Source organism: Streptomyces sp. NPDC004284 (assembly GCF_042874035.1).
Lineage (GTDB): Bacteria > Actinomycetota > Actinomycetes > Streptomycetales > Streptomycetaceae > Streptomyces.
In genome coordinates this window covers 333,842-356,828 of sequence record NZ_JBIAMJ010000006.1, presented here as the reverse complement: position 1 = coordinate 356,828, position 22,987 = coordinate 333,842, and the positions used below count along the sequence as shown (strand labels likewise).

Here is a 22,987-nt window from a genome sequence, read left to right as displayed (position 1 = left end):
CGCCGCCCTTCCACCTCTCCATACCGACCGGTTAGTCTGTGGCGGTCCTGACAGCGGACCGTCACAGCCGAGAGGTGGGCCCATGACCGCGGACACGAACGAGCTCCGGGGCGCCGGCGTCGTCGTCACCGGAGCGGGCGGCGGCATCGGCGCCGCCCTCGCCCGCCGCTTCGCCGCCGAGGGCGCCAGGGTCGTCGTCAACGACCTCGACCCCGGACGCGCCAAGGCCGTCGCCGAGGAGATCGGCGCCGTCGCCGTCCCCGGCGACGCCTCCGCCGTCGTCGACGAGGCCCGCGAGGCCCTCGGCGGCACCGGCGCCATCGACGTATGGTGCGCCAACGCCGGACTCGCCTCGCCCGGCGACGCCTTCGCCGACGAGGACGTCTGGGCCGCCGCCTGGGACGTCAACGTCATGGCCCACGTCCGCGCGGCCCGCGCCCTCCTCCCGGAGTGGCTGGAGCGCGGCCGCGGCCGCTTCGTCTCCACCGTCTCCGCCGCCGGACTGCTCACCATGATCGGCGCGGCGCCGTACAGCGTCTCCAAGCACGGCGCGTACGCCTTCGCCGAATGGCTCTCCCTCACCTACCGCCACCGCGGCCTCAAGGTCCACGCCGTCTGCCCGCAGGGCGTCCGTACGGACATGCTCACCGCCGCCGGATCGGCCGGCGAGCTCGTCCTCGCCCCCACCGCCATCGAGCCCGGGGACGTCGCCGACGCCCTCCTCGACGCCATCGCCGCCGACCGCTTCCTCGTCCTGCCCCACCCCGAGGTCGCCGGCTACTACCGCAACCGCGCCACCGACCCCGAACGGTGGCTCGGCACGATGAACCACGTCCAGCGGACCTGGGAGACGGGCGCCCGTCAGCCGTAGCCCCGGCCGGATGGGAAGATCTACCGGCGGGAGCGTGTCCCGTGACCGAAAAACGATCACCACGGAAGGCGGCGGAGCATGGCCAGGACGACGGACGGGAGCGGCGCCCCCGTCCCCCAGAGACTCCTCGCCGCCGCCACCCGGCTCTTCGCGGAGCAGGGCTACGACCGCACCTCCGTCCAGGAGATCGTCGAGGCCGCGGGGGTCACCAAGGGCGCCCTCTACCACTACTTCGGCTCCAAGGAGGACCTCCTCCAGGAGGTCTACTCCCGGGTCCTGCGCCTCCAGCAGGAGCGCCTCGACGCCTTCGCGGACGCCGACGCGCCCGTCGAGGACCGGCTGCGCGACGCCGCCGCCGACGTCGTCGTCACCACCATCGAGAACCTCGACGACGCCGCCATCTTCTTCCGCTCCATGCACCACCTGAGCCCCGAGAAGAACAAGCAGGTGCGGTCCGAGCGCCGCCGCTACCACGAGCGCTTCCGGGCCCTGATCGAAGAGGGCCAGCGGTCCGGGGTGTTCTCCTCCGCGACCCCCGCCGACCTCGTCGTCGACTACCACTTCGGCTCCGTGCACCACCTGTCCACGTGGTACCGCCCGGACGGCCCGCTGACCCCGCAGCAGGTGGCCGGCCACCTCGCCGACCTCCTGCTGCGGGCCCTGCGTCCGTAAGGCCTACGGGTACTTCTTCAGCTCCCGCCGCGCCAGCGACCGCTGGTGCACCTCGTCCGGCCCGTCCGCCAGCTTCAGCGTGCGCGCCGCCGCCCACAGTTCGGCCAGCGGGAAGTCCTGCGAGACGCCGCCCGCCCCGTGCAGCTGCACGGCCTTGTCGATGATGTCGACGACCGCGCGCGGGGTCGCGATCTTGATGGCCTGGATCTCGGTGTGCGCGCCCCGGTTGCCGACGGTGTCCATGAGCCAGGCCGTCTTGAGGACGAGGAGCCGCAGCTGCTCGATGGTGACGCGCGCGTCGGCGATCCAGTTCTGCACGACGCCCTGCTGGGCGAGCGCCTTGCCGAAGGCCGTACGGGAGACCGCGCGCCGGCACATCAGCTCGACCGCCCGCTCCGCCATGCCGACGAGCCGCATGCAGTGGTGGATGCGGCCGGGGCCGAGCCGGGCCTGCGCGATGGCGAAGCCGCCGCCCTCCTCGCCGACGATGTTCGCGGCCGGGACCCGGACCCCGTCGAAGACCACCTCGGCGTGGCCGCCGTGGTAGTGGTCCTCGTACCCGTACACCCGCATCGCGCGCCGGACCTCGACGCCCGGGGTGTCGCGCGGCACGAGGATCATCGACTGCCGGCGGCGGGGGTCCGGCCCGTCGGGGTCGGTCTTGCCCATGACGATGAAGACCTTGCAGTCGGGGTTCATCGCCCCGGAGATGTACCACTTGCGGCCGTCGATCACGTACGAGTCCCCGTCCCGCCGGATCAGGGTCTCGATGTTGGTCGCGTCGGAGGAGGCGACCTCGGGCTCGGTCATCGCGAAGGCCGAGCGGATCTCGCCCGCGAGGAGCGGCTCCAGCCACTGCTTCTTCTGCGCCTCGTCGCCGAACTGGGCGAGCAGCTCCATGTTCCCGGTGTCCGGGGCGGCGCAGTTGAGGGCGGTCGGGGCGAGCTGCGGGCTGCGGCCGGTGATCTCGGCGAGCGGCGCGTACTGGAGGTTGGTGAGCCCGGCCCCGTACTCGGCGTCCGGGAGGAAGAGGTTCCACAGGCCCTGCCGCTTGGCCTCGGCCTTGAGGTCCTCGACGACCTGCGGGGTGTCCCAGGGGGAGGCGAGCCGGGCGCGCTGCTCCTCGGCGACGGCCTCGGCCGGGTGGACGTGCTCGTCCATGAAGGCGAGGAGCTTCGCCCGCAGTTCCTCGGTGCGGGCGTCGTACGCGAAGTCCATGGGGGATCAGCCTTCCTGGAGGGTGGTGAGGCCGTGCTCGATGAAGACGGGGACGAGTTCGCCGATGCGGTCGAATCCGGTGCCGACCGTCTGCCCGAGGGTCCACCGGTAGTGGATGCCCTCCAGGATCACGGCGAGCTTGAACCAGGCGAAGGCCGTGTACCAGGCGAGTCCGGAGGCGTCGCGGCCCGAGCGGGCCGCGTAGCGCTCGACCAGCTCGGCGGTGCCCGGATGCCCGGGGGCCGTGGCGGTCGTGGAGATCGGGGAGTCCGGCAGGTCGAGCGGCGTGCTGTACATGACCAGGAGGCCGAGGTCGGTGAGCGGGTCGCCGAGGGTGGACATCTCCCAGTCGAGGACGGCCCGGATCCGGTCGTCCCCGCCGACGAGGACGTTGTCGAGCCGGTAGTCGCCGTGGATCACGGTGGGCGCCGGCGAGGCGGGCAGCGCGTGCCCGAGGGCGGCGTGCAGCTCGTCGATCCCGGGCAGCTCGCGGCCGCGCGAGGCGTCGAGCTGCTTGCCCCAGCGGCGCAGCTGCCGGTCGAGGAACCCCTCGGGGCGCCCGAAGTCGCCGAGCCCCACGGCCTCCGGGTCGACGGCGTGCAGGTCGACGAGCGTGTCGACCAGGCCGAGGACGGCGGCGCGGGTGCGCTCGGGGCCGAGCGGGGCGAGTTCGGCGGCCGAGCGGTACGGCGTCCCGTCGACGAACTCCATGACGTAGAACGGCGCCCCGAGCACGGACTCGTCCTCGCAGAGCAGCACGGCCCGGGGGACGGGCACGCCGGTCCCGGCCAGGGCGCTGATGACGCGGTGCTCGCGCCGCATGTCGTGGGCGGTGGCGAGGACGTGGCCGAGCGGGGGCCGGCGGACCACCCAGCGGTGGGTGCCGTCGCTCACCACGTACGTCAGGTTCGACCGGCCGCCCTCGATCAGCCGGGCGTCGAGGGGACCGGACACGAGCCCCGGCCGCTCGCGGTCGAGGAATCGGCGCAGCTGCTCGGGGTCGAGCCCTGGCGGCGGGGCGGAACTCATACGGGCGTACCTCCGGATCGGCTGGGGTCGCGTTCATGATGACCGACCAGTCGGTATGTCGTCCAGAGGGCACGGGGCCGGGTCCGCACGCACAGGGCCCCGCACGCGCGGGGCGCCCGTACAGGCGAGGCCCCGCGCACGCAGGGCCCGCACACCGCCGCCGCGCGCCCGAGCGCTACGCGTGGCAGGCCACCGGCACCCCGCCGTTCATGGCCGCCATGTCCCCGAAGACCGCCACCGGGTCGAGCGGCGACCCCTCCGGCTGCCCCTCCAGCTCCGCGTACGCCCGGTGCAGGTTCGCCACGAGCCGCTCGCTCTCCCGCCACGCGGCGAACTCGCCGAGTTCCGCCCGCCGCGCCGTCTCCAGCGGCGTCGCCCCCTTCGCGTACCCCTCGGCGGCCAGCTCCCGCACCCACCGCAGGTACCGCTCCGTGGCGTCGTACGCCGTGGGGTCGGTCACCCGCCCGTGCCCCGGCACCACCGTCGGCGCGTCGAGGGACCGCAGCAGATCGAGCGCGCGCAGCGAACCGGAGAGCGAGCCCATCGGCAGGAACGGCGTCCCGCCGTGGAAGACCAGGTCACCGGTGAAGACCACGCCCTGCTCCGGGAGGTGGACGATCGAGTCGCCCGTGGTGTGCGCGGCGCCCGGGTGGAGCACCCGCACCTCGATCCCGCCGACGTACAGCGTGAGCCGCTCGCTGTACGTGACGGACGGCGGCAGGATGTCGACCCGCCCGAAGTCGGTCTGCGGCCACAGCAGGTGGAGCTGGTGCCCGGCCTCGAGCTGTTCGGCGCGGCAGTTCTCGTGGCCCACGATCCGCGCCTCCGGCTGGAACACCCCGTTGCCGTAGGTGTGGTCGCCGTGGTGGTGGGTGGAGACGATGGTCCGCGGCAGCGGCAGCCCCTCGGCGAGCACCGCCTCGCGCAGCAGCCGCGCCCGCCGCTCGGTGGCGGCGGTGTCGACGAGCAGGGACTCGTCCGCGTCGCCGAGGAACCCGGCGTTGTTCAGGCACCAGCCGCCGTCGGGCTGGACGAAGGCGTGCACGTGCGGAGCGAGCGTGACCACATAGGGATCGGTGGCAGACAAGGGATTCCCCCGTATGAGAGCCCGACTGGACAGGGGAAGAGTGCCAGTCGGCCCGCGCCCCGGGAAAGTCGGAACGAACCACTCCGGCAAAGCCGGGAGCGACCACCGCGGGGCAGTCGGCACGGGCCGCTCCCGGGAGACCGGGAACGCGCCTACTCCTCCTCCCACCCCTGCGCCGCCACGAACGCGTCCCCGTACTCCGCCGACCACCGCCCCAGCGCCTCGATCGGCCCGAGCAGCGAACGCCCCAGCCCGGTCAGCGCGTACTCGACCCGGGGCGGGGTCTCCGCGTACGCCCGGCGCTCCACCAGCGCGTACCCCTCGAGGCGCCGCAGCGTCTCCGTCAGCACCTTCGCGCTGATCCCGCCGATCGCCGTCCGCAGTTCGCCGGGCCGCCGCGGTCCGTCGGCGAGCGCGTACAGGACGACCCCGTTCCAGGTGTGGGCCAGCAGGTCGAAGCCGAGCCGCGCCCGGCAGTCCGCGAGGACCCGGTCGGTAACCATTCGGTAAGTCGCCCCCCGCCTACGGTCGTTCACGTCAGCACGCACAACGGTACGTGAGGGAGGACGCCCCATGCGGGTGGGAATACTGGGTACGGGAGCGATGGCACGGGCGCTCGGCGGAGGATGGGTCCGGGCGGGCCACGAGGTGCTCGTCGGCGGCCGGGACGCGGACCGGACCGCCGCGCTCGCCGCGAGCACGGGGGCCCGCCCGGGCACCCTCGCCGAGGCCGCCCGCTTCGGCGGGGCGACCCTCCTGGCCCTGCCGTACGACGCGGTCCTGCCGGCCCTCGGGGCGGTGGGCCCCGTCGACTCGTTCGGCGGCCGGATCCTGATCGACTGCACCAACGCCGTGGGGCCGGGCCCGGTCCTCACCACCGGCGGGGGCCCCGGCGCCGCCCGCACCCTCGCCGCCGCGACGGGCGCCCGGGTGGTGAAGGCCTTCAACCACGTCACGCCGGCGGTGTGGAGCCGTACCCCGCCCGTCTTCGCGGACGGACCGGTCGCCGTCCCCCTCTGCGGGGACGACGAGGAGGCCCTCGCGCTCGTCGCCGGCCTCGCCGCCGACCTGGGCTGCGCCCCCTTCGTCGCCGGCCCGCTGGCGCACGCGGACCTCCTGGAGGCGACCACCGCCTTCCTCATCGGCCTCTGGACCTCGGGCCGCGACCCGCGCGCCATGCTCCCGCCGCCGGCGGCGCTCGGCGGCTGACGCCCCGGCTTGCGGGCCGGCCCGGCCGCACCGAGGGTCGGGGGTATGAAGGCGATCAGCTACAGGAAGTACGGCGGCCCCGAGGTCCTGGAGTACGGCGAGCTGCCCGACCCGAAGGTCGGCCCCGACGAGGTCCTGGTCAGGGTGCGGGCGGCCGCCGTCAACCCCGTCGACTGGAAGGCGCAGGCCGGCTATCTCGACGGCATGCTCGACGCCGTGTTCCCGGTGATCCCCGGCTGGGACGTCTCCGGCGTCGTGGTCCGGCTCGGGGTCTCCGTCCCCGAGTACGCCGTCGGGGACGAGGTCATGGGGTACGTGCGGGAGGACGTCCTCGCGCACGGCACCTTCGCCGAGTACGTCTCCGCCCCCGTCCGCACCCTCGCCCGCAAGCCCCGCGCGTTCGGATTCGAGGAGGCCGCGGCCCTTCCGCTCGTCGGCCTCACCGCGTACCAGGCGCTCCACCGGCCCCAGGCGCTCGCCGTACGCAGCGGAGACACGGTCCTCGTGCACGCGGCGGCCGGCGGGGTCGGCTCGATGGCCGTGCAGATCGCACGCCACCTCGGCTGCCGGGTCATCGGCGCGGCCAGGGAAGCGGGCCTGGCGCGGGTCGCCGAGCTGGGCGCCGAGCCCGTCCGCTACGACGAGGAGACCTTCACCGAACAGGTCCGCGCCCTCGCCCCGCAGGGCGTCGACGCCGTCCTCGACACGATCGGGGGCCCGTTCCTGAAGCTCTCCGCCGGGCTCCTCGCCCCGCAGGGCCGACTGGCCTCCATCGCGGACGGAGAGGTCCTCGCCCTCGGCGGCAGCTACTTCTGGGTCCGCCCCGACGCCGCCGACCTCGCGGCCCTCGCCGACCTGGCCGACGCGGGCGTCATCACCGTACGGGTGGCCAGGACGTTCCCGCTGGAACAGGCGGCCGACGCCCAGCGCGCCAACGCGGCGGGCGGCCTGAACGGCAAGGTCGTGGTGACGGTCCCCTAGGACCTCACCAGATCATCGCCACCCCGAAGACGGCGAGCGCGATCGTGCACCCCGCCGCGAGCAGCGCGCCCCGGTGGGAGAGCGGGACCGGCCGGGCCGCGTCCAGGGAACGGATCCGGCGGTGCGCCACGGCCAGGAAGGCGACCCACACCAGGGACGAGAGCGCGAGCCCGGTGAGACCCCGCTCCGTGACCTCGTCGCTGATGGTCAGCTTCACGGCGAGCACCGTGACGACCGTGCACGACAGGGTCGTACGCCGCCACGCGAGCCGGGTCCGCTCCGGCTGGAGCCCCGGATCCCGGTCCTCGCCTGCCGCGTTCACCGCCCGGCCCAGCCGAAGACGACGAGCACCACCATCGTGAGCGCCACCGCCGCCACCGAGAGGCTGAGCGCGGCCGGGAAGCGGGACACGGGCAGGTCCTCGCCACGGCGCATCGCGCGCTCGCAGCGCACCCAGTGGTTCACCGCCCGCAGGGCGCACAGCACGCCGGCGACGAGCAGCGCGAGCGCGAGCCCGACGCGCACGCCCCAGCGCAGGTCCGGCAGGAACTGGTCGACGGCGAAACCGCCGCCGACCAGGGCGAGCGCGGTACGGACCCAGGCCAGGAAGGTCCGCTCGTTGGCGAGGGAGAAGCGGTAGTCGGGGGTCTCGCCCTCGTCCCGGATCCTCTGCGGTGCGAACCACAGCCGCAGGCTCTGCACGAAATCGCTCACTCGTGCACCCTAGCGGTCTGATGATCGGCCCGCCCGGCACCGGCTCCACGCCGGACGACCAGCCCACCGGCCACTCGATCCGCGCCGGACGACCAGCCGCCGGGCACTGGACCCGCACCGGACGATCAGCCCGCCGAGTGCCCGCCCCGGGCCCGCAGCCTCTCGTACGCCGCGAGACCGTCCGGCACCCACTCCCAGGCGCCCGGCCTCCCCGGCAGCCGCTCCGCCAGCTCCCCGTCCGTCAGGAAGCCGTGCCAGGCGACCTCCTCCACCTGCGGGCTGACGGGCAGGTCGCAGCGGACCTCGTAGACGGCCGACCACCACTTCCCGGCCACGCCCCCGGAGTCGTACAGGAACCGCAGGACCGGTTCGGGGCGGGGCAGTCCGGAGACCCCGAGCTCCTCCTCGGCCTCCCGCAGCGCGGCCTCGTCGTAGGACTCGCCCGCGCCGACGACACCGCCGACGAACATGTCGTACATCGACGGGAAGACCAGCTTCGTCGGCGTCCTGCGGTGGACGAAGACCCGGCCCGCGGCGTCCCGGACCCGGATGAAGACGCATCGATGGATCAGGCCCCGCGCGTACACCTCACCGCGCGGGGCCTGCCCGATCACGAGGTCGTTCTCGTCGACGACGTCGAGGATCTCGTCACTGGCGCTCATGCGCCCATGAAATCACTGCCCCATGACGTACTTGACGGTCGGACCGGTCGTCCAGCCGCCGTCCACGGCGAGCTCCGCGCCCGTCACGTACGAGGCGGCGTCCGAGAGCAGGAAGACGACCGCGCCCGCGATCTCGTCGGCCTCGCCGACCCGGCCCATCGGCGTGTTGGGGTACTTGCCCTCGCCCCGCTCGATGCCGACGGAGGCCGTCATCGGGGTGTAGGTCATGCCGGGGTGGACGGAGTTGACGCGGATCCCCGCCGTGCCGAGCTCCACCGCGCCGATCTTCGTCAGGCCGCGCACGCCCCACTTGGAGGCGCCGTACCCGGCGGTGAGGGCCAGGCCCATCAGGCCCGCGGCGGAGGAGATGTTGACGATCGAGCCGCCGCCGGCCTCCTTCATCGCCGGGATCGCGGCCTTCATGCCGATGAAGACACCGGTCAGGTTGATGTCGAGGACCTTGCGGAAGTGCTCGACGGACTCGGTCTCCAGGAACGCGCCGGTGGAGATGCCGGCGTTGTTCACCAGACCGTGCAGCCCGCCGAACTCCGCCACGGCGAAGGCGACGGCCGCCGCCCACTCCTCCTCGGAGGTCACGTCGTGGTGGAGGAAGCGGGCGCGCTCGCCGAGCGCCTCGGCGGTGGCCTTGCCGTCCTCGTCGAGCACGTCGGTGATCACGACGTTCGCGCCGGCGGCGACGGCCAGCCTGGCGGCCTCGGCACCCAGGCCGCGGGCGCCGCCGGTGATGAGCACGGTCTTGCCGGTGAGGTCGTTCATGTTGGGGTCCCTTTCAGCGGGTTCAGACGCTCCGGGGCTGTGCGGCCCGGAGAAGCGCGGTGGTGGTCTCGACGAGGTCGGCGAGGAAGAGCGGCTCCTCCGTGAGGGGCTCGACGCCGTCGAGGTACTGCCGGGCCCGGTCCGCCATGGCCGCGCCGACCACGGTCAGCGCCAGGTCGAGGCGCTCCAGGAGCAGCGGCTCGGGGAGTCCGCCGGCGGCCAGTCGGTCGGCGACGCGCTCGATCAGGCGCCAGTAGGCGGTGCCGGCGAGCGTGGGATGGGGGGTGCGGGTGCGCACGCCGCTCTCGTGGCTGAGCTGCGCGGAGATCCGCAGGCAGCGCCGGCCCCGGTCGGTGCGCAGCTCGCCGGCCTCGGCGGTGACGAGCGCGGCGACCAGCTGCCGGAGGTCGTCGCCCGCGCCGTCCAGAAGAGGCGCGAGCACCTGTTCCGTACGGGCCTGGCGGCCGGCCATGACCGCGTCGAGCAGTCCGGCGCGCGAGCCGAAGTGGTACTGCACGGCGGAGGGGTTGGCCTGTCCGGCCAGCGCCACGACGTCCCGCAGCTGTGCGCCGTCGACGCCCTTGGCGGCGAAGAGCTCCTCGGCCGCGCGGATCAGTTTCTCCCGGGTCTCGGGCCCTGACGTCCTTGCCATGCCTTCATATTAATGCTCGACATTAGAAAACGGAAAGGACGAGGGAGGGCCCGGACGGTTGACTCGATACATCCGTGTATCCAAGATGCGGTCCATGTCCTACGACGCTGATGTGATCGTGATCGGGGCGGGCCTCGCCGGGCTCGTCGCCACCGCCGAGCTGGTCGACGCCGGTCGCAAGGTGATCCTTCTCGACCAGGAGCCCGAGCAGTCCCTCGGCGGTCAGGCCCACTGGTCCTTCGGCGGCCTGTTCCTCGTCGACTCGCCCGAGCAGCGCCGGATGCGCGTCAAGGACAGCCGCGCCCTGGCCCTCCAGGACTGGTTCGGCACCGCGGGCTTCGACCGCGCGGAGGACCACTGGCCGAGGAAGTGGGCCGAGGCGTACGTCGACTTCGCCGCGGGCGAGAAGCGCGCCTGGCTCCACGCGCGCGGGGTGCGCTTCTTCCCCGTCGTCGGCTGGGCGGAGCGCGGCGGCTACGACGCGAACGGCCACGGCAACTCCGTACCCCGCTTCCACATCACCTGGGGCACCGGACCCGGCCTCGTCGCCCCCTTCGAGCGCGCGGTCCGCGCGGGCGCCGCCCGCGGCCTCGTCGACCTCCGCTTCCGCCACCGCGTCACCGGACTCGGCCGCACGGCCGGAGCCGTCGACACGGTCACGGGCGAGATCCTGGCCCCCTCCACGGCCGCCCGCGGCACCGCGAGCGGCCGGGACGCCACCGGCACGTTCGAGCTGCGCGCCCAGGCGGTGATCGTCACCTCCGGCGGCATCGGCGGCAACCACGACCTCGTCCGCGCGCAGTGGCCGGCCCGGCTCGGCACCCCGCCCGCCAAGCTCCTGTCCGGCGTCCCCGCCCATGTCGACGGGCTGATGCTCGGCATCGCCGAGAAGGCCGGCGCCCGCCACATCAACCGCGACCGCATGTGGCACTACACCGAGGGCATCGAGAACTGGAACCCCATCTGGGCCCGCCACGGCATCCGCATCCTGCCCGGACCGTCCTCCCTCTGGCTCGACGCCACCGGCAAGCGGCTCCCCGTCCCGCTCTTCCCCGGCTTCGACACCCTGGGCACCCTCGAACACATCATGCGCACCGGCCACGACCACACCTGGTTCGTCCTCGACAAGCGCATCATCGGCAAGGAGTTCGCGCTCTCCGGCTCCGAGCAGAACCCCGACCTGACCGGAAAGTCCGTCCGTGACGTCCTCGGCCGCGCCCGCGCCGACGTACCGGCCCCCGTCCGCGCCTTCATGGACCACGGCGTCGACTTCGTCGTCGAGAACGACCTCTCCGCCCTCGTCCGCGGCATGAACGCCCTCACCGGGGAACCCCTGATCGACGAGGCCGCCCTGCGCCGCGAGATCACCGCCCGCGACCGGGAGATCGCCAACCCCTTCACCAAGGACCTCCAGGTCACGGCGATCCGGGGGGCCCGCAAGTACCTGGGCGACAAGCTGATCCGTACGGCCGCCCCGCACCGCATCCTCGACCCGAAGGCGGGCCCGCTGATCGCCGTACGCCTCAACATCCTCACCCGCAAGTCCCTCGGCGGCCTGGAGACCGACCTCGACTCCCGCGTCCTCGCGGAGGGCGGCGAGCCCCTGGACGGCGTGTACGCGGCGGGCGAGGCGGCCGGCTTCGGCGGCGGCGGGGTCCACGGCTACCGCTCCCTCGAAGGCACCTTCCTCGGCGGCTGCGTCTTCTCGGGCCGCGCGGCGGGCCGGGCGGCGGCACGGGCGGTGGGCTGACGGGCCGACCGGCATGCAGGGCGAGCGGTGGCTGACGGCCCGACAGGATTGTGGCGCGGCTCACACGTCCACCCCCTCGTGTCGCGGGCCACCCCGCCGCCCAGGATGAGGCCATGGAGATAGGCATCGCACTGCCCCAGTACGGCACCCACGCCCGCGCCGACCGCATCGCGGCCTTCGCGCGGGACGCCGAGGACGCCGGGTTCGACACGTTCTGGGTCGGCGACCGCGCCCTGACGCCGGTCGCCCCCAGCGACATCTATCCCGGATACACCCGGGAGAACCCGTACCCCGACCAGTTCAAGACCTTCCTCGACCCGCTGACCGTGCTCACCGTCGCCGCCGGCGCGACCCACCGCGCCCGGCTCGGCATGAGCACCCTCAACGGCCCCTGGTACCCGCCGGCCCTGCTCGCCCGCTCCCTCACCTCGCTCGACCAGGTCAGCGGCGGACGCCTCGACGTCGGCCTCGGCATCGGCTGGATGCGCGACGAGTACACCGCCGTCGGCGCCGACTTCGGCCGGCGCGGCGCCCTCCTCGACGAGCTGCTCGACGTCCTCCACGGCATCTGGACCCAGGAGGAGTTCGGCCACGAGGGGCCCCGCTGGACGATCCCCGCCTCGTACGTCGGACTCCGCCCCGTCCAGCCCGCCGGACCGCCCGTCTACCTCGGCGGCTTCAGCCCGGCCGCCCTGCGCCGGATCGGCCGCCGGGCCGCCGGATGGGTCGGCGGGGTCCTGCCGCCCGAGGCGGCCCAGGGCCTGTGGGACGTGGCCCGGAGCGCCGCCGAGGAGGCGGGCCGCGACCCCGGGGCGCTGCGCCGCCAGATCCGCCACAACGTCGCCCCCGGCGCCACGGCGGACGAGATCGCCGCCGTCCTCTCGGGCGTGCGCGACACCGGCGCCGACGGCTGCTTCGTGGACCTCCAGCAGGCGGTCGACTCGCCCGACGAGGCCCTGGAGCTCGGGATCAAGGTCCTGGGCCTGCTGCGGGGCTGAGCACGACGAAGGGGCCCCGGACGTCCGGGGCCCCTCCGCGCGTACGGGATCGGCTACAGCACCAGCGACAGCAGCAGCACGAACACGATGCCGAGGACCGAGATGATCGTCTCCATGACCGACCAGGTCTTGACCGTCTGGCCGACGCTCATGCCGAAGTACTCCTTCACCAGCCAGAACCCGGCGTCGTTGACGTGGCTGAAGAAGAGCGAACCGGCGCCGATGGCGAGGACGAGCAGCGAGACCTCACCGGTCGACATGCCCTCGGCGAGCGGGGCCACCAGGCCGGCCGCCGAGATCGTCGCCACCGTGGCCGAGCCGGTCGCGAGCCGGATCGCGACCGCGATCAGCCAGGCGAGCAGCAGGGCCGGGATCGACCAGCTCTTCGAGAGGTCGAGGATCATCTGGCCGACGCCGATGTCGATCAGGGTCTGCTTGAAGCCGCCGCCCGCGCCGACGATCAGCAGGATGCCCGCGATCGGGGCGAGCGACTTGTCGACGGTGGAGGACAGCTGCTCCTTGGTGAAGCCGGCCGCGCGGCCCATCGTGAACATGGCGACTATGACGGCCGCGAGCAGGGCGATCAGCGGCGAGCCGATGACGTCGGTGACCTTCTGGACGCCGTTCTCGGGGTCGTCGACCACGATGTCGACGAGCGCCTTGACCAGCATCAGGACGACGGGCAGCAGGATGGTCGCGACGGTGACGCCGAAGCCGGGGCGCTTCTCCAGGTCGGCGGAGGGCCGGGCCGGGATCATCTTCTCCGGGGCCTGGATGTCCACCCAGCGGGCGGCGTACTTGGAGAAGACCGGACCGGCGATGATCACGGTCGGGACGGCGACGACCAGGCCGAGCGCGAGGGTCACGCCCAGGTTGGCGCCGACCGCGTCGATCGCGACGAGCGGGCCGGGGTGCGGCGGGATGAGGCCGTGCATCACGGACAGGCCGGCCAGGGCCGGGATGCCGATCCGCATCAGCGAGTAGTTGCCGCGCTTGGCGACCATGAGCACCACCGGGATCAGCAGCACGATGCCGACCTCGAAGAAGAGCGGCAGACCGATCACGGAGGCGATCAGGACCATCGCCCACGGCATGCCCCGCCTGCCGGTCTTCGCCAGGATCGTGTCGACGATCTGGTCGGCGCCGCCGGAGTCGGCGAGCAGCTTGCCGAGGATCGCGCCGAGCGCGATGAGGACGCCCACTCCGGCCACGGTGTTGCCGAGGCCCGTGCTGAACGACTTGATGGCGTCCGCGAGCGGCGCACCGGCGAACGCGCCGAGCGCGAGCGAGCCGATGGTCAGCGCCAGGAACGCGTGCATCTTGAACTTGGTGATGAGCAGGACGATGACGGCGATGCCGGCGAGCACGGCGATCCCGAGCTGGGCGTTGCCTGCCGAGGTGATCGGTTCGGCGGCGTCCGCTGCCAGGGTCTCGACGCTGAGACTGGTCACGGTGGTGTCCTTCGTACGGGCAGGAATTCGGGGGACGGGGCGGGGAGGGCGGATCAGCCGGCCAGGCCGCGCAGGGCGGCGACGGCGCGGGCGGTGATCTCCTCCGGGGTGCCGGAGACGTCGACGGCGACGCCGGCCTCGTCGTCCTGCAGCGGCTGCAGGGTGGCGAACTGGGAGTCGAGGAGCGCGGTGGGCATGAAATGGCCCTTGCGTGCGGCCATCCGCCCCTCGATCAGCTCCCGGTCACCGGTCAGATGCAGGAAGACCACCCCGGGCGCGGCGGCACGCAGCCGGTCCCGGTAGATCCGCTTGAGCGCGGAGCTGCTCACGACCCCGCCGAGCCTGGCCCGGCCGTGCGCCCACTCCCCGATGGCGTCGAGCCACGGCTCCCGGTCCGCGTCGTCCAGCGGGACGCCGGCCGACATCTTGGCGACGTTGGCCGCCGGGTGGAAGTCGTCGCCCTCGGCGTACGGCAGTCCGAGCGCCTCCGCGACCAGCGGACCGACGGTGGTCTTGCCGGTCCCGGCGACGCCCATCACGACGACGACCGGGGGAGCGGTGAGGGGGGTGGTGCTCATGGGGGGTGCCTCGCTGTCTTCTTCGACATCGATTCGGTGAATCCGTCGCGCTCATGAAACCCATTGGGTACGACGTATTCAAGAGACTGTGACATAAAAGTCGTACTTTTAATTCCCGGGTGTGATCACGCGGGCTCGCGCGCATAGGCTGATCGTCATGACGACACCGGCCCAGGGACTCCACTCACACGTCCTGGCCACCCTGGGTCTCGCGATCACCGCCGGGGAGTACCCGCCGGGCACCGTGCTGCGCACCGACGAGCTCGCCCAGCGCTTCGACGTCTCCCGGACCGTGGTCCGCGAGGTCGTCCGGGTCCTGGAGTCCATGCACCTCGTCGAGTCCCGCCGCCGCGTCGGCGTGACCGTGCTCCCCACGGCCAGCTGGAACGTGTACGACCCCCAGGTCATCCGCTGGCGGCTCGCCGGTGCCGACCGGCCCCGCCAGCTCCGCTCGCTCACCGTGCTCCGCTCGGCCGTCGAGCCCGTCGCCGCCGGCCTCGCCGCCCTGAACGCCACCCCCGAGCAGTGCCGCGAGCTCACCGAGCAGGCCCTCGGCATGGTCGCCACCTCGCGCGGCCGGCGCCTGGAGGAGTACCTCGTCCACGACATCGCCTTCCACCGGGTCGTGCTCAACGCCTCCGGGAACGAGATGTTCGCCCGCCTCGGCGACGTCGTCGCCGAGGTCCTCACCGGCCGCACCCATCACCACGTGATGTTCGAGGACCCCGACCCGGCCGCCGTCACCCTCCACGTCCAGGTCGCCGAGGCCGTACGGGAGCGGGACGCCGCCCGCGCCGAGGAGCTCACCCGCCAGATCGCGGTCGGCGCCCTCCAGGAGCTGGACGTCCTCGCCCCGTGACGCGTCGCTCGTTACGTGCGGGTAAGGCTCTGAACTAGCTCAAATAAGGGCGTTCAGTGACATGCGCCACAGTCTGTCGGCGCAGTTTGCCGTGAGGATGTGCGCTGGCCGTGCCGGGGACACCCCCCGTTCAGGCGCGGCCGGGTACCGCACCACCCACCTCACGAAGGCGAACAACTCCATGACTGACCGCGTCACCGCGGCCGAGCCGCTGTCCGCCGCTCCGGCGAACCCGGCCGCCTCCCCCCACGTCGACGCAGGCGACGCCGGATACCGCAAGGACCTCAAGTCCCGGCACATCAACATGATCGCCATCGGCGGCGCCATCGGCACCGGCCTCTTCCTCGGCGCCGGCGGCCGCATGTCCCAGGCGGGCCCGTCCCTCTTCATCGCGTACGCCGTCTGCGGCGTCTTCGCCTTCTTCGTCGTGCGCGCCCTCGGCGAACTGGTGCTCTACCGCCCCTCCTCCGGCGCCTTCGTCTCCTACGCCCGCGAGTTCATGGGCGAGAAGGGCGCCTACACGGCCGGCTGGCTGTACTTCCTCAACTGGTCGACCACCGCCGTCGCCGACATCACCGCGGCCGCCACCTACGCCCACTTCTGGGCCATGTTCAGCGACGTCCCGCAGTGGGTCCTCGCCCTGATCGCCCTCGCGGTCGTCCTCACCGCCAACCTCATCTCGGTGAAGTACTTCGGCGAGATGGAGTTCTGGTTCGCGATCATCAAGGTCGCCGCCCTGGTCGCCTTCATGCTCGTCGGCATCTTCCTCGTCGTCACCTCGCACGACGTCGGCGGCCACACCCCGGGCCTCGCCAACATCACCGACAACGGCGGCATCTTCCCCCACGGCGTGATGCCGATGCTGCTGCTCATCCAGGGCGTCGTCTTCGCCTACGCCTCCGTCGAGCTCTGCGGCGTCGCCGCCGGCGAGACCGAGAACCCCGAGAAGATCATGCCGAAGGCGATCAACTCGATCATGTGGCGCGTGGGCCTCTTCTACGTCGGCTCCGTCGTCCTGCTCGCGCTGATCCTCCCGTACACCGCCTACTCCGGCGACCAGAGCCCCTTCGTCACCGTCTTCGACAAGCTGGGCATCCCCGGCGCCGCCGGCGTGATGAACCTCGTCGTCCTCACCGCCGCCCTCTCCAGCCTCAACTCGGGCCTCTACTCCACCGGCCGCATCCTGCGCTCCATGTCGCTCTCCGGCTCCGCGCCCAAGTTCACCGGCGTCATGAACAGGGGCGGCGTCCCCTACGGCGGCATCCTGCTCACCGCGGGCTTCGGCGTCGCCGGCGTCTTCCTCAACTACGTCATGCCCGGCGAGGCCTTCGAACTGGTCCTCAACTTCGCCTCCCTCGGCATCATCGGCACCTGGGCCATGATCATGATCTGCTCGCTGCTCTTCTGGCGCAGCGCCGAGGCGGGCAGGGTCACCCGCCCCGGCTACAACCTGCCCTGGGCCCCGTACACCCAGATCGTCACCCTGGGCTTCCTCGCGGCCGTCCTCGTCCTGATGTGGATGGACGGCGGCATCAGCCGCACCACCGTGAACTGCCTGCCGCTCATCGCGGCGGCGCTCACCGGCGGCTGGTTCCTGGTCCGCCGCCGGGTCCGCGCGACCGCCGCGGCACACCAGGACTGAGACTCCCCCCACGGGAGACGGAGGGTCCCCCGCAGGCACGGCCTGCGGGGGACTCGCCTTTTGTCAGGAGATAGTGGTACGCAAGAGCCTTACAAGATCCGGTCGGAGAAAAGGAAGTTCACGATGCCGCAGCACGTCCAGGGGGTCATCGCCCCCGGCAAGAACGAGCCGGTACGGGTCGAGACGATCGTCATCCCCGATCCCGGCCCCGGCGAGGCCGTCGTGAAGATCCAGGCCTGCGGCGTCTGTCACACCGACCTGCACTACAAGCAGGGCGCGATCAACGACGAGTTCCCCTTCCTGCTCGGCCACGAGGCCGCCGGAATCGTCGAGTCCGTAGGCGAGGGCGTCACCGACGTCGCCCCCGGCGACTTCGTGGTCCTCAACTGGCGCGCCGTCTGCGGCACCTGCCGCGCCTGCACCCGCGGCCGCCCCTGGTACTGCTTCGCCACCCACAACGCCAAGCAGAAGATGACCCTGCTCGACGGCACGGAGCTCTCCCCGGCCCTCGGCATCGGCGCCTTCGCCGAGAAGACCCTCGTCGCCTCCGGCCAGTGCACCAAGGTCGACCCGGCCGTCGCCCCCGAGGTCGCGGGCCTCCTCGGCTGCGGCGTGATGGCCGGCATCGGCGCCGCGATCAACACCGGGAACGTCGGCCGCGGCGACACCGTCGCCGTCATCGGCTGCGGCGGCGTCGGCGACGCGGCCGTCGTCGGCGCCCGCCTCGCCGGAGCCGCGAAGATCATCGCCGTCGACATCGACGACCGGAAGCTGGCCAAGGCGCAGGAGATGGGCGCCACCCACACGGTCAACTCCCGCACCGCCGACGCCGTCGAGGCGATCCGCGAGCTCACCGGCGGCTTCGGCGCCGACGTCGTCATCGAGGCCGTCGGCCGCCCGGAGACGTACGAGCAGGCCTTCTACGCCCGCGACCTCGCCGGCACCGTCGTCCTCGTCGGCGTCCCCAGCCCCGAGATGAAGCTCGAACTCCCGCTCCTCGACGTCTTCGGCCGCGGCGGCTCGCTCAAGTCCTCCTGGTACGGCGACTGCCTGCCGTCCCGCGACTTCCCGATGCTCATCGACCTGCACCAGCAGGGCCGCATCGACCTCGCCGCCTTCGTCACCGAGACCATCGGCCTCGGCGACGTCGAGAAGGCCTTCGCCCGCATGCACGAGGGCGACGTCCTGCGCTCGGTGGTGGTCCTCTGATGACCGCCCGCATCGACCACGTCGTCACCTCCGGCACCTTCAGCCTCGACGGCGGCACCTGGGACGTCGACAACAACGTCTGGATCGTCGGCGACGACGAAGAGGCCATCGTCATCGACGCCGCCCACGACGCCGAGGCCATCCTCGCCGCGCTCGACGGCCGCGCCCTGCGCGCCATCGTCTGCACCCACGCCCACGACGACCACATCGACGCCGCCCCGGCCCTCGCGGCCGCCACCGGCGCCCGGATCCTGCTCCACCCGGCCGACCAGCCGCTGTGGAAGCTCACCCACCCCGACCACAGCCCCGACGGCGAGCTCGCCGACGGTCAGGTCCTCACCATCGCCGGCGTGGACCTCACGGTCCTCCACACCCCGGGCCACGCCCCCGGAGCGGTCTGTCTGCACGCCCCCGACCTGGGCACGGTCTTCACCGGCGACACCCTCTTCCAGGGCGGCCCCGGCGCGACCGGCCGGTCCTACTCGGACTTCCCGACGATCGTCGACTCGATCCGCGAGAAGCTCCTGACCCTGCCCCCGGAGACGGTCGTCCGCACCGGCCACGGCGACACCACCACGATCGGCGCGGAGGCCCCGCACCTCCAGGAGTGGATCAACCGGGGCCACTGAGCCGCAGCCGGCTCTCGAACCTCCTGGCATCGCCCGTGAACGGGTCGGTGAACTCCAGCGTCCGCGCGAGCAACCGCAGCGGACGCGAGAAGTCCTCCGGCCCGTCCTCACGGACCACCGGGTAGACCGGATCGTCCAGGATCGGCAGCCCCAGCGCGTTCATGTGCACCCGCAGCTGATGGGTCCGCCCCGTCACGGGCGCCAGCCGGTACCGCCCGAGCCCTCCCGCGTGCCCGAGGAGTTCGATCCGGCTCTCGGCGTTCGGCTCGCCCGGCACCTCCCGGGCGGCCATCACCCCGCGCTCCTTCTCGATCCGGCTCCGCACGGTCACCGGCAGCTCCACCGCCGGGTCGTACGGCGCCACCGCCTCGTACTCCTTGCGCACGGCCCGGTCCCGGAACAGCGTCTGGTACGCCCCCCGGTCCTCCTCCCGTACGACGAACAGCACGAGCCCCGCCGTCAGCCGGTCGAGCCGGTGCGCGGGCTGGAGGCGCGGAAGCCCCAGGTCGCGCCGCAGCCGGGCGAGCGCGGTCTCCGTCACGTGCCGCCCCCGCGGCATCGTGGCGAGGAAGTGCGGCTTGTCCACGACCACGATCCGCTCGTCGCGGTGCACGACCCCGATCGGGAAGGGCACCGGGGTCTCGGCGGGGAAGTCCCGGTGGAACCAGAGGCACCGCCCCGCGGCGTACGGCTCGTCCCCGCCGACCGGCCCGTCGACCCCGACGAACCGCCCCTCCCGCAGCATCCCCTCGACCCGCCCGGCCCCGACGGCGGTCCCGTACCGGCCGAGCAGATACGCACCGACGGTCGCCCAGACCCCCTCGGGGTCCTCCGGCAGCCGCACCCGCACGGGATCGATCCCGTGCCGTTGGGGGAGGGGCGAGGAGGGGCCCTTGGATCTGCGTCGCACCGGTCCTACCGCCGTGTTCTCTTCCGCATCGACAACGTCCGCATCGACAAGAAGGACCCCACATGACGTGGGGTCCTTCGTTGGTGTCCGAGGGGGGACTTGAACCCCCACGCCCGATAAAGGGCACTAGCACCTCAAGCTAGCGCGTCTGCCATTCCGCCACCCGGACAAGGTGTCTGTCTTCCTGGCCGCTGGGCCCTTCCGACGAAGAGAACAATAGCAAAGATCTGAGGGGGTCGATCACCACCCCCGTTCGGCCCCCGGCATGTGACAGCGGCGTGTCGGCCCCCTCGGTGCCCTTGGGCGCCGAGGGGGCCACGCGGGAGGATGGGGGCGACCGGCAGTCATCACATGGGGTACGCAGTGGGAGGAAGCAGCGTGAGCGAGTCGAGCACGGCCCGGACCGTCAGCGGCGAGGACGAGGTGGTGGACCTCTGTCGCGACCTCATCCGCATCGACACCAGCAACTACGGCGACCACTCCGGTCCGGGCGAGCGGGCGGCGGCCGAGTACGTCGCGGAGAAGCTCGCGGAGGTCGGACTCGATCCGAAGATCATCGAGTCGCACAAGGGGCGGGCCTCCACCGTCGCCCGCATCGAGGGCGAGGACCCGTCGAAGCCGGCCCTCCTCATCCACGGCCACACCGACGTCGTCCCGGCCAACGCCGAGGACTGGACCCACCACCCCTTCTCGGGCGAGGTCGCCGACGGCTGCGTCTGGGGCCGCGGGGCCGTCGACATGAAGGACATGGACGCGATGACCCTCGCGGTCGTCCGCGACCGGCTGCGCAGCGGCCGCAAGCCCCCGCGCGACATCGTCCTCGCCTTCCTCGCCGACGAGGAGGCGGGCGGCACCTACGGCGCCCGGTACCTGGTCGACAAGCACCGCGACCTCTTCGACGGGGTCACGGAGGCGATCGGCGAGGTCGGCGGCTTCTCCTTCACCGTCAACGAGAACCTGCGGCTCTACCTGGTCGAGACGGCCCAGAAGGGCATGCACTGGATGCGGCTGACCGTCGAGGGCACGGCCGGCCACGGCTCGATGACGAACAACGACAACGCGATCACGGAGCTGTGCGAGGCCGTGGGCCGCCTCGGCCGCCACGAGTGGCCGGTACGGGTCACCAAGACCGTCCGCAGCTTCCTGGACGAGCTCTCGGACGCCCTGGGCACCCCGCTCGACCCCGAGGACATGGACGGCACCCTCGCCAAGCTCGGCGGCATCGCCAAGATGGTCGGCGCCACCCTCCGCAACTCGGCCGCCCCGACCATGCTCGGCGCCGGCTACAAGGTCAACGTGATCCCCGGCCAGGCCACCGCGCACGTCGACGGCCGCTTCCTGCCCGGGTACGAGCAGGAGTTCCTCGCCGACCTCGACCGGATCCTCGGCCCCCGCGTGAAGCGCGAGGACGTGCACGGCGACAAGGCCCTGGAGACCAGCTTCGACGGCGCCCTGGTGGACGCCATGCAGCTGGCGCTGCGCGCCGAGGACCCGATCGCCCGCGCCGTGCCGTACATGCTCTCCGGCGGCACCGACGCCAAGTCCTTCGACGACCTCGGCATCCGCTGCTTCGGCTTCGCCCCGCTCCAGCTGCCCCCGGAGCTCGACTTCGCCGGCATGTTCCACGGCGTGGACGAGCGGGTCCCGGTGGACGGCCTCAAGTTCGGCGTCCGCGTCCTGGACCGTTTCCTCGACGCCTGCTGAATTCGTCCGCGCGTTTGTATGTGACCGGAAAGAGTGAATGAACAGGGGCGCTCGTAGCCCCCACCATTCCCCCTCGTTACAGGTGGTGCGGTCCGCGGCTGGGGCCGCATTGCCAACTAGGAGGAATAATGATCAAGAAGGTCGTCGCTGCTGCGGCTGCCACCGGCGGTCTCGTTCTCGCGGGTGCGGGCATGGCCGTTGCCGACGCGGGTGCCCAGGGTGCCGCCATCGGTTCCCCCGGCGTGCTCTCGGGCAACGTCGTCCAGGTGCCGGTTCACGTCCCCGTGAACCTGTGCGGCAACACGGTCTCCGTGATCGGCCTGCTGAACCCCGCCTTCGGCAACACCTGCGTCAACGCCTGACGTTGAGCCTCGCCCCGTGAGGGTGTGAGCCGGTCCGGCCCCGGAGTGCGTGCCATGCACTCCGGGGCCGGTGGCCATTTCCGCCCCGGGCCCACCGCCCGGTGGCACTCTTTCGAAGCCGAGCAGGCAGGGAACAAGCTATGCGACAGGTCACGCGCAAGGGCCTTATCACCGTCGTGGCGGCCGGAGGCGTTTTCGCCGCCGTCGGCGGCGGATATGCGCACGCCGATTCCGGCGCGTACGGTACGGCCAAGAATTCCCCGGGCGTCGCGTCCGGCAATTCCGTCCAGGTCCCGGTGAGCGTGCCGGTGAACGCCTGCGGAAACACCGTCAATGTCGTCGGACTGCTCAATCCGGCCTTTGGCAACAAGTGCGCCAACACCTCACCGTCCGGCGGCGGCTCCTCCGCCGGCGGCCACACCTCCGACTCCCCGGGCGTGGGCTCCGGCAACAACGTCCAGGTCCCGGTCGACGTGCCGGTCAACGTCTGCGGCAACAACGTCACGGGCGTCGGCCTGGGCAACGCGGTCACCGGCAACGACTGCGGGAACGGCGGCGGGGACACGGGGTACGGGGAGGAGGGACCGGGTACGCCTGGGACCCCCGGTACGCCGGGCACTCCCGGCACTCCTGGCACCCCCGGCACTCCCGGTACGCCTGGGACCCCCGGTACTCCGGGTACCCCCGGCACCCCTGGCACTCCCGGCACGCCTGGCACGCCTGGCACGCCCGGGACGCCCGGCACTCCGGGTACGCCTGGCACCCCCGGTACCCCGGGCACCCCGGGTACTCCCGGCCACGAGGGTGGGTCGAACACTCCCGGTACCCAGATCGTCACTCCGCCGCGTGCCGTCGAGGAGCTCGCCCAGACCGGTTCCGGTCCGCTCGGCGTGATCGTCCCCGCCGGCGCGGGGATGCTGCTCGCCGGCTCGCTGATCTACCGCCGGACCCGCCGCGCCGCCTGATCCCGCAGCGCGGTCACGCACCACGCAGAGGGGCCCCGCACACCGCGGGGCCCCTTGC

General features: G+C 72.5%; 25 protein-coding genes and 1 tRNA gene. 13 read left to right on the top strand and 13 right to left on the bottom strand.

What is annotated here, in order from left to right:
• Positions 1-82: 82 nt before the first annotated feature.
• Both ACFYUS_RS18650 and ACFYUS_RS18645 read left to right on the top strand, forming a co-directional pair.
• Positions 83-871, top strand: a complete 789-nt coding sequence (locus ACFYUS_RS18650; RefSeq protein ID WP_388852645.1) for an SDR family oxidoreductase — start codon at positions 83-85, stop codon at positions 869-871.
• Between the two features lie 78 nt (positions 872-949).
• Positions 950-1,543: a TetR/AcrR family transcriptional regulator gene (locus ACFYUS_RS18645; RefSeq protein WP_388852642.1), complete on the top strand. Its 594-nt coding sequence runs from the start codon at positions 950-952 to the stop codon at positions 1,541-1,543.
• Between the two features lie 3 nt (positions 1,544-1,546).
• Here ACFYUS_RS18645 and ACFYUS_RS18640 read toward each other — a convergent pair whose 3' ends face one another.
• The 4 genes from ACFYUS_RS18640 to ACFYUS_RS18625 form a co-directional block, all read right to left on the bottom strand.
• Positions 1,547-2,761, bottom strand: coding sequence for an acyl-CoA dehydrogenase family protein (locus tag ACFYUS_RS18640; protein ID WP_388852639.1), 1,215 nt, complete (start codon positions 2,759-2,761; stop codon positions 1,547-1,549).
• A 6-nt stretch (positions 2,762-2,767) separates the two neighbouring features.
• Entirely contained in the window at positions 2,768-3,790 is a 1,023-nt protein-coding gene (locus tag ACFYUS_RS18635; protein WP_388852636.1) for a phosphotransferase, read from the bottom strand.
• Between the two features lie 175 nt (positions 3,791-3,965).
• Complete coding sequence (locus ACFYUS_RS18630; protein WP_388852633.1) at positions 3,966-4,877, bottom strand: MBL fold metallo-hydrolase; 912 nt, start codon at positions 4,875-4,877, stop codon at positions 3,966-3,968.
• Positions 4,878-5,029: 152 nt separating this feature from the next.
• The gene (locus ACFYUS_RS18625) at positions 5,030-5,380 is read right to left on the bottom strand and encodes a winged helix-turn-helix transcriptional regulator (protein WP_388852630.1); all 351 of its coding nucleotides are present in this window, start codon (positions 5,378-5,380) and stop codon (positions 5,030-5,032) included.
• A gap of 70 nt (positions 5,381-5,450) precedes the next feature.
• Here ACFYUS_RS18625 and ACFYUS_RS18620 point away from each other — a divergent pair, with 70 nt between their 5' ends.
• A complete protein-coding gene (locus tag ACFYUS_RS18620; protein WP_388852627.1) occupies positions 5,451-6,086 on the top strand; it encodes an NADPH-dependent F420 reductase in 636 nt (211 codons plus the stop codon).
• A 45-nt stretch (positions 6,087-6,131) separates the two neighbouring features.
• On the top strand, positions 6,132-7,067 hold the full coding sequence (locus ACFYUS_RS18615) for an NADP-dependent oxidoreductase (RefSeq protein ID WP_388852624.1): 936 nt from the start codon (positions 6,132-6,134) through the stop codon (positions 7,065-7,067).
• Positions 7,068-7,071: 4 nt separating this feature from the next.
• Here the strand turns inward: ACFYUS_RS18615 and ACFYUS_RS18610 are convergent, their stop codons facing one another.
• The 5 genes from ACFYUS_RS18610 to ACFYUS_RS18590 form a co-directional block, all read right to left on the bottom strand.
• Positions 7,072-7,389 (bottom strand): DUF202 domain-containing protein, encoded by a 318-nt coding sequence (locus ACFYUS_RS18610; protein WP_388852621.1) that lies wholly within the window; start codon positions 7,387-7,389, stop codon positions 7,072-7,074.
• Positions 7,386-7,781, bottom strand: a complete 396-nt coding sequence (locus ACFYUS_RS18605) for a YidH family protein (RefSeq protein ID WP_388852618.1) — start codon at positions 7,779-7,781, stop codon at positions 7,386-7,388. The genes ACFYUS_RS18610 and ACFYUS_RS18605 overlap by 4 nt, the downstream gene beginning before the upstream one ends.
• A gap of 125 nt (positions 7,782-7,906) precedes the next feature.
• Positions 7,907-8,443, bottom strand: coding sequence for an NUDIX domain-containing protein (locus ACFYUS_RS18600; RefSeq protein ID WP_388852615.1), 537 nt, complete (start codon positions 8,441-8,443; stop codon positions 7,907-7,909).
• Between the two features lie 12 nt (positions 8,444-8,455).
• On the bottom strand, positions 8,456-9,220 hold the full coding sequence (locus ACFYUS_RS18595) for a glucose 1-dehydrogenase (protein ID WP_388852613.1): 765 nt from the start codon (positions 9,218-9,220) through the stop codon (positions 8,456-8,458).
• Between the two features lie 22 nt (positions 9,221-9,242).
• Positions 9,243-9,872, bottom strand: a complete 630-nt coding sequence (locus tag ACFYUS_RS18590) for a TetR/AcrR family transcriptional regulator (protein WP_388852610.1) — start codon at positions 9,870-9,872, stop codon at positions 9,243-9,245.
• Positions 9,873-9,966: 94 nt separating this feature from the next.
• Here ACFYUS_RS18590 and ACFYUS_RS18585 point away from each other — a divergent pair, with 94 nt between their 5' ends.
• Positions 9,967-11,622 (top strand): FAD-binding dehydrogenase, encoded by a 1,656-nt coding sequence (locus tag ACFYUS_RS18585; RefSeq protein ID WP_388852607.1) that lies wholly within the window; start codon positions 9,967-9,969, stop codon positions 11,620-11,622.
• 113 nt (positions 11,623-11,735) lie between these two features.
• Positions 11,736-12,620, top strand: a complete 885-nt coding sequence (locus tag ACFYUS_RS18580; protein ID WP_388852604.1) for a TIGR03619 family F420-dependent LLM class oxidoreductase — start codon at positions 11,736-11,738, stop codon at positions 12,618-12,620.
• Between the two features lie 53 nt (positions 12,621-12,673).
• Here ACFYUS_RS18580 and ACFYUS_RS18575 read toward each other — a convergent pair whose 3' ends face one another.
• Together ACFYUS_RS18575 and ACFYUS_RS18570 are read right to left on the bottom strand one after the other, a co-directional pair.
• Entirely contained in the window at positions 12,674-14,071 is a 1,398-nt protein-coding gene (locus tag ACFYUS_RS18575; RefSeq protein ID WP_388852601.1) for a gluconate:H+ symporter, read from the bottom strand.
• Between the two features lie 53 nt (positions 14,072-14,124).
• On the bottom strand, positions 14,125-14,649 hold the full coding sequence (locus ACFYUS_RS18570) for a gluconokinase (RefSeq protein WP_388852598.1): 525 nt from the start codon (positions 14,647-14,649) through the stop codon (positions 14,125-14,127).
• A gap of 157 nt (positions 14,650-14,806) precedes the next feature.
• On the opposite strand from ACFYUS_RS18570, the gene ACFYUS_RS18565 reads away from it, so the two are divergent.
• The 4 genes from ACFYUS_RS18565 (at position 14,807) to ACFYUS_RS18550 (ending at position 18,988) form a co-directional block, all read left to right on the top strand.
• Positions 14,807-15,508 (top strand): FadR/GntR family transcriptional regulator, encoded by a 702-nt coding sequence (locus ACFYUS_RS18565; protein ID WP_041128413.1) that lies wholly within the window; start codon positions 14,807-14,809, stop codon positions 15,506-15,508.
• 181 nt (positions 15,509-15,689) lie between these two features.
• Positions 15,690-17,150: an amino acid permease gene (locus ACFYUS_RS18560; RefSeq protein ID WP_388852595.1), complete on the top strand. Its 1,461-nt coding sequence runs from the start codon at positions 15,690-15,692 to the stop codon at positions 17,148-17,150.
• 123 nt (positions 17,151-17,273) lie between these two features.
• The gene (locus ACFYUS_RS18555) at positions 17,274-18,359 is read left to right on the top strand and encodes an S-(hydroxymethyl)mycothiol dehydrogenase (RefSeq protein WP_388852592.1); all 1,086 of its coding nucleotides are present in this window, start codon (positions 17,274-17,276) and stop codon (positions 18,357-18,359) included.
• The gene (locus tag ACFYUS_RS18550; RefSeq protein ID WP_388852589.1) at positions 18,359-18,988 is read left to right on the top strand and encodes an MBL fold metallo-hydrolase; all 630 of its coding nucleotides are present in this window, start codon (positions 18,359-18,361) and stop codon (positions 18,986-18,988) included. Before ACFYUS_RS18555 ends, ACFYUS_RS18550 begins: the two co-directional genes overlap by 1 nt.
• On the opposite strand, the gene ACFYUS_RS18545 is transcribed toward ACFYUS_RS18550, so the two are convergent.
• Positions 18,972-19,898 (bottom strand): RluA family pseudouridine synthase, encoded by a 927-nt coding sequence (locus tag ACFYUS_RS18545; protein WP_388852586.1) that lies wholly within the window; start codon positions 19,896-19,898, stop codon positions 18,972-18,974. The two genes, ACFYUS_RS18550 and ACFYUS_RS18545, sit on opposite strands and share 17 nt — an antisense overlap.
• A gap of 81 nt (positions 19,899-19,979) precedes the next feature.
• A tRNA-Leu gene (locus ACFYUS_RS18540) sits at positions 19,980-20,067 on the bottom strand.
• 209 nt (positions 20,068-20,276) lie between these two features.
• Between ACFYUS_RS18540 and ACFYUS_RS18535 the strand changes: the two genes are divergently transcribed.
• The 3 genes from ACFYUS_RS18535 (at position 20,277) to ACFYUS_RS18525 (ending at position 22,929) form a co-directional block, all read left to right on the top strand.
• Positions 20,277-21,602, top strand: a complete 1,326-nt coding sequence (locus ACFYUS_RS18535; protein ID WP_388852583.1) for a M20/M25/M40 family metallo-hydrolase — start codon at positions 20,277-20,279, stop codon at positions 21,600-21,602.
• A 128-nt stretch (positions 21,603-21,730) separates the two neighbouring features.
• Positions 21,731-21,964: a chaplin ChpH gene (chpH, locus tag ACFYUS_RS18530; protein ID WP_030218232.1), complete on the top strand. Its 234-nt coding sequence runs from the start codon at positions 21,731-21,733 to the stop codon at positions 21,962-21,964.
• A gap of 140 nt (positions 21,965-22,104) precedes the next feature.
• The gene (locus ACFYUS_RS18525; RefSeq protein WP_388852580.1) at positions 22,105-22,929 is read left to right on the top strand and encodes a chaplin; all 825 of its coding nucleotides are present in this window, start codon (positions 22,105-22,107) and stop codon (positions 22,927-22,929) included.
• Positions 22,930-22,987: the final 58 nt, after the last annotated feature.

What these genes read in the sequence shown, in the direction of transcription:
- ACFYUS_RS18650 (WP_388852645.1), top strand. Translation starts at nt 83, where the DNA reads ATGACCGCGGACACGAACGAGCTCCGGGGCGCCGGCGTCGTCGTCACC.
- ACFYUS_RS18645 (WP_388852642.1), top strand. Translation starts at nt 950, where the DNA reads ATGGCCAGGACGACGGACGGGAGCGGCGCCCCCGTCCCCCAGAGACTC.
- ACFYUS_RS18640 (WP_388852639.1), bottom strand. Translation starts at nt 2,761, where the DNA reads ATGGACTTCGCGTACGACGCCCGCACCGAGGAACTGCGGGCGAAGCTC.
- ACFYUS_RS18635 (WP_388852636.1), bottom strand. Translation starts at nt 3,790, where the DNA reads ATGAGTTCCGCCCCGCCGCCAGGGCTCGACCCCGAGCAGCTGCGCCGA.
- ACFYUS_RS18625 (WP_388852630.1), bottom strand. Translation starts at nt 5,380, where the DNA reads ATGGTTACCGACCGGGTCCTCGCGGACTGCCGGGCGCGGCTCGGCTTC.
- ACFYUS_RS18620 (WP_388852627.1), top strand. Translation starts at nt 5,451, where the DNA reads ATGCGGGTGGGAATACTGGGTACGGGAGCGATGGCACGGGCGCTCGGC.
- ACFYUS_RS18615 (WP_388852624.1), top strand. Translation starts at nt 6,132, where the DNA reads ATGAAGGCGATCAGCTACAGGAAGTACGGCGGCCCCGAGGTCCTGGAG.
- ACFYUS_RS18600 (WP_388852615.1), bottom strand. Translation starts at nt 8,443, where the DNA reads ATGAGCGCCAGTGACGAGATCCTCGACGTCGTCGACGAGAACGACCTC.
- ACFYUS_RS18595 (WP_388852613.1), bottom strand. Translation starts at nt 9,220, where the DNA reads ATGAACGACCTCACCGGCAAGACCGTGCTCATCACCGGCGGCGCCCGC.
- ACFYUS_RS18590 (WP_388852610.1), bottom strand. Translation starts at nt 9,872, where the DNA reads ATGGCAAGGACGTCAGGGCCCGAGACCCGGGAGAAACTGATCCGCGCG.
- ACFYUS_RS18585 (WP_388852607.1), top strand. Translation starts at nt 9,967, where the DNA reads ATGTCCTACGACGCTGATGTGATCGTGATCGGGGCGGGCCTCGCCGGG.
- ACFYUS_RS18580 (WP_388852604.1), top strand. Translation starts at nt 11,736, where the DNA reads ATGGAGATAGGCATCGCACTGCCCCAGTACGGCACCCACGCCCGCGCC.
- ACFYUS_RS18570 (WP_388852598.1), bottom strand. Translation starts at nt 14,649, where the DNA reads ATGAGCACCACCCCCCTCACCGCTCCCCCGGTCGTCGTCGTGATGGGC.
- ACFYUS_RS18565 (WP_041128413.1), top strand. Translation starts at nt 14,807, where the DNA reads ATGACGACACCGGCCCAGGGACTCCACTCACACGTCCTGGCCACCCTG.
- ACFYUS_RS18560 (WP_388852595.1), top strand. Translation starts at nt 15,690, where the DNA reads ATGACTGACCGCGTCACCGCGGCCGAGCCGCTGTCCGCCGCTCCGGCG.
- ACFYUS_RS18555 (WP_388852592.1), top strand. Translation starts at nt 17,274, where the DNA reads ATGCCGCAGCACGTCCAGGGGGTCATCGCCCCCGGCAAGAACGAGCCG.
- ACFYUS_RS18550 (WP_388852589.1), top strand. Translation starts at nt 18,359, where the DNA reads ATGACCGCCCGCATCGACCACGTCGTCACCTCCGGCACCTTCAGCCTC.
- chpH (WP_030218232.1), top strand. Translation starts at nt 21,731, where the DNA reads ATGATCAAGAAGGTCGTCGCTGCTGCGGCTGCCACCGGCGGTCTCGTT.
- ACFYUS_RS18525 (WP_388852580.1), top strand. Translation starts at nt 22,105, where the DNA reads ATGCGACAGGTCACGCGCAAGGGCCTTATCACCGTCGTGGCGGCCGGA.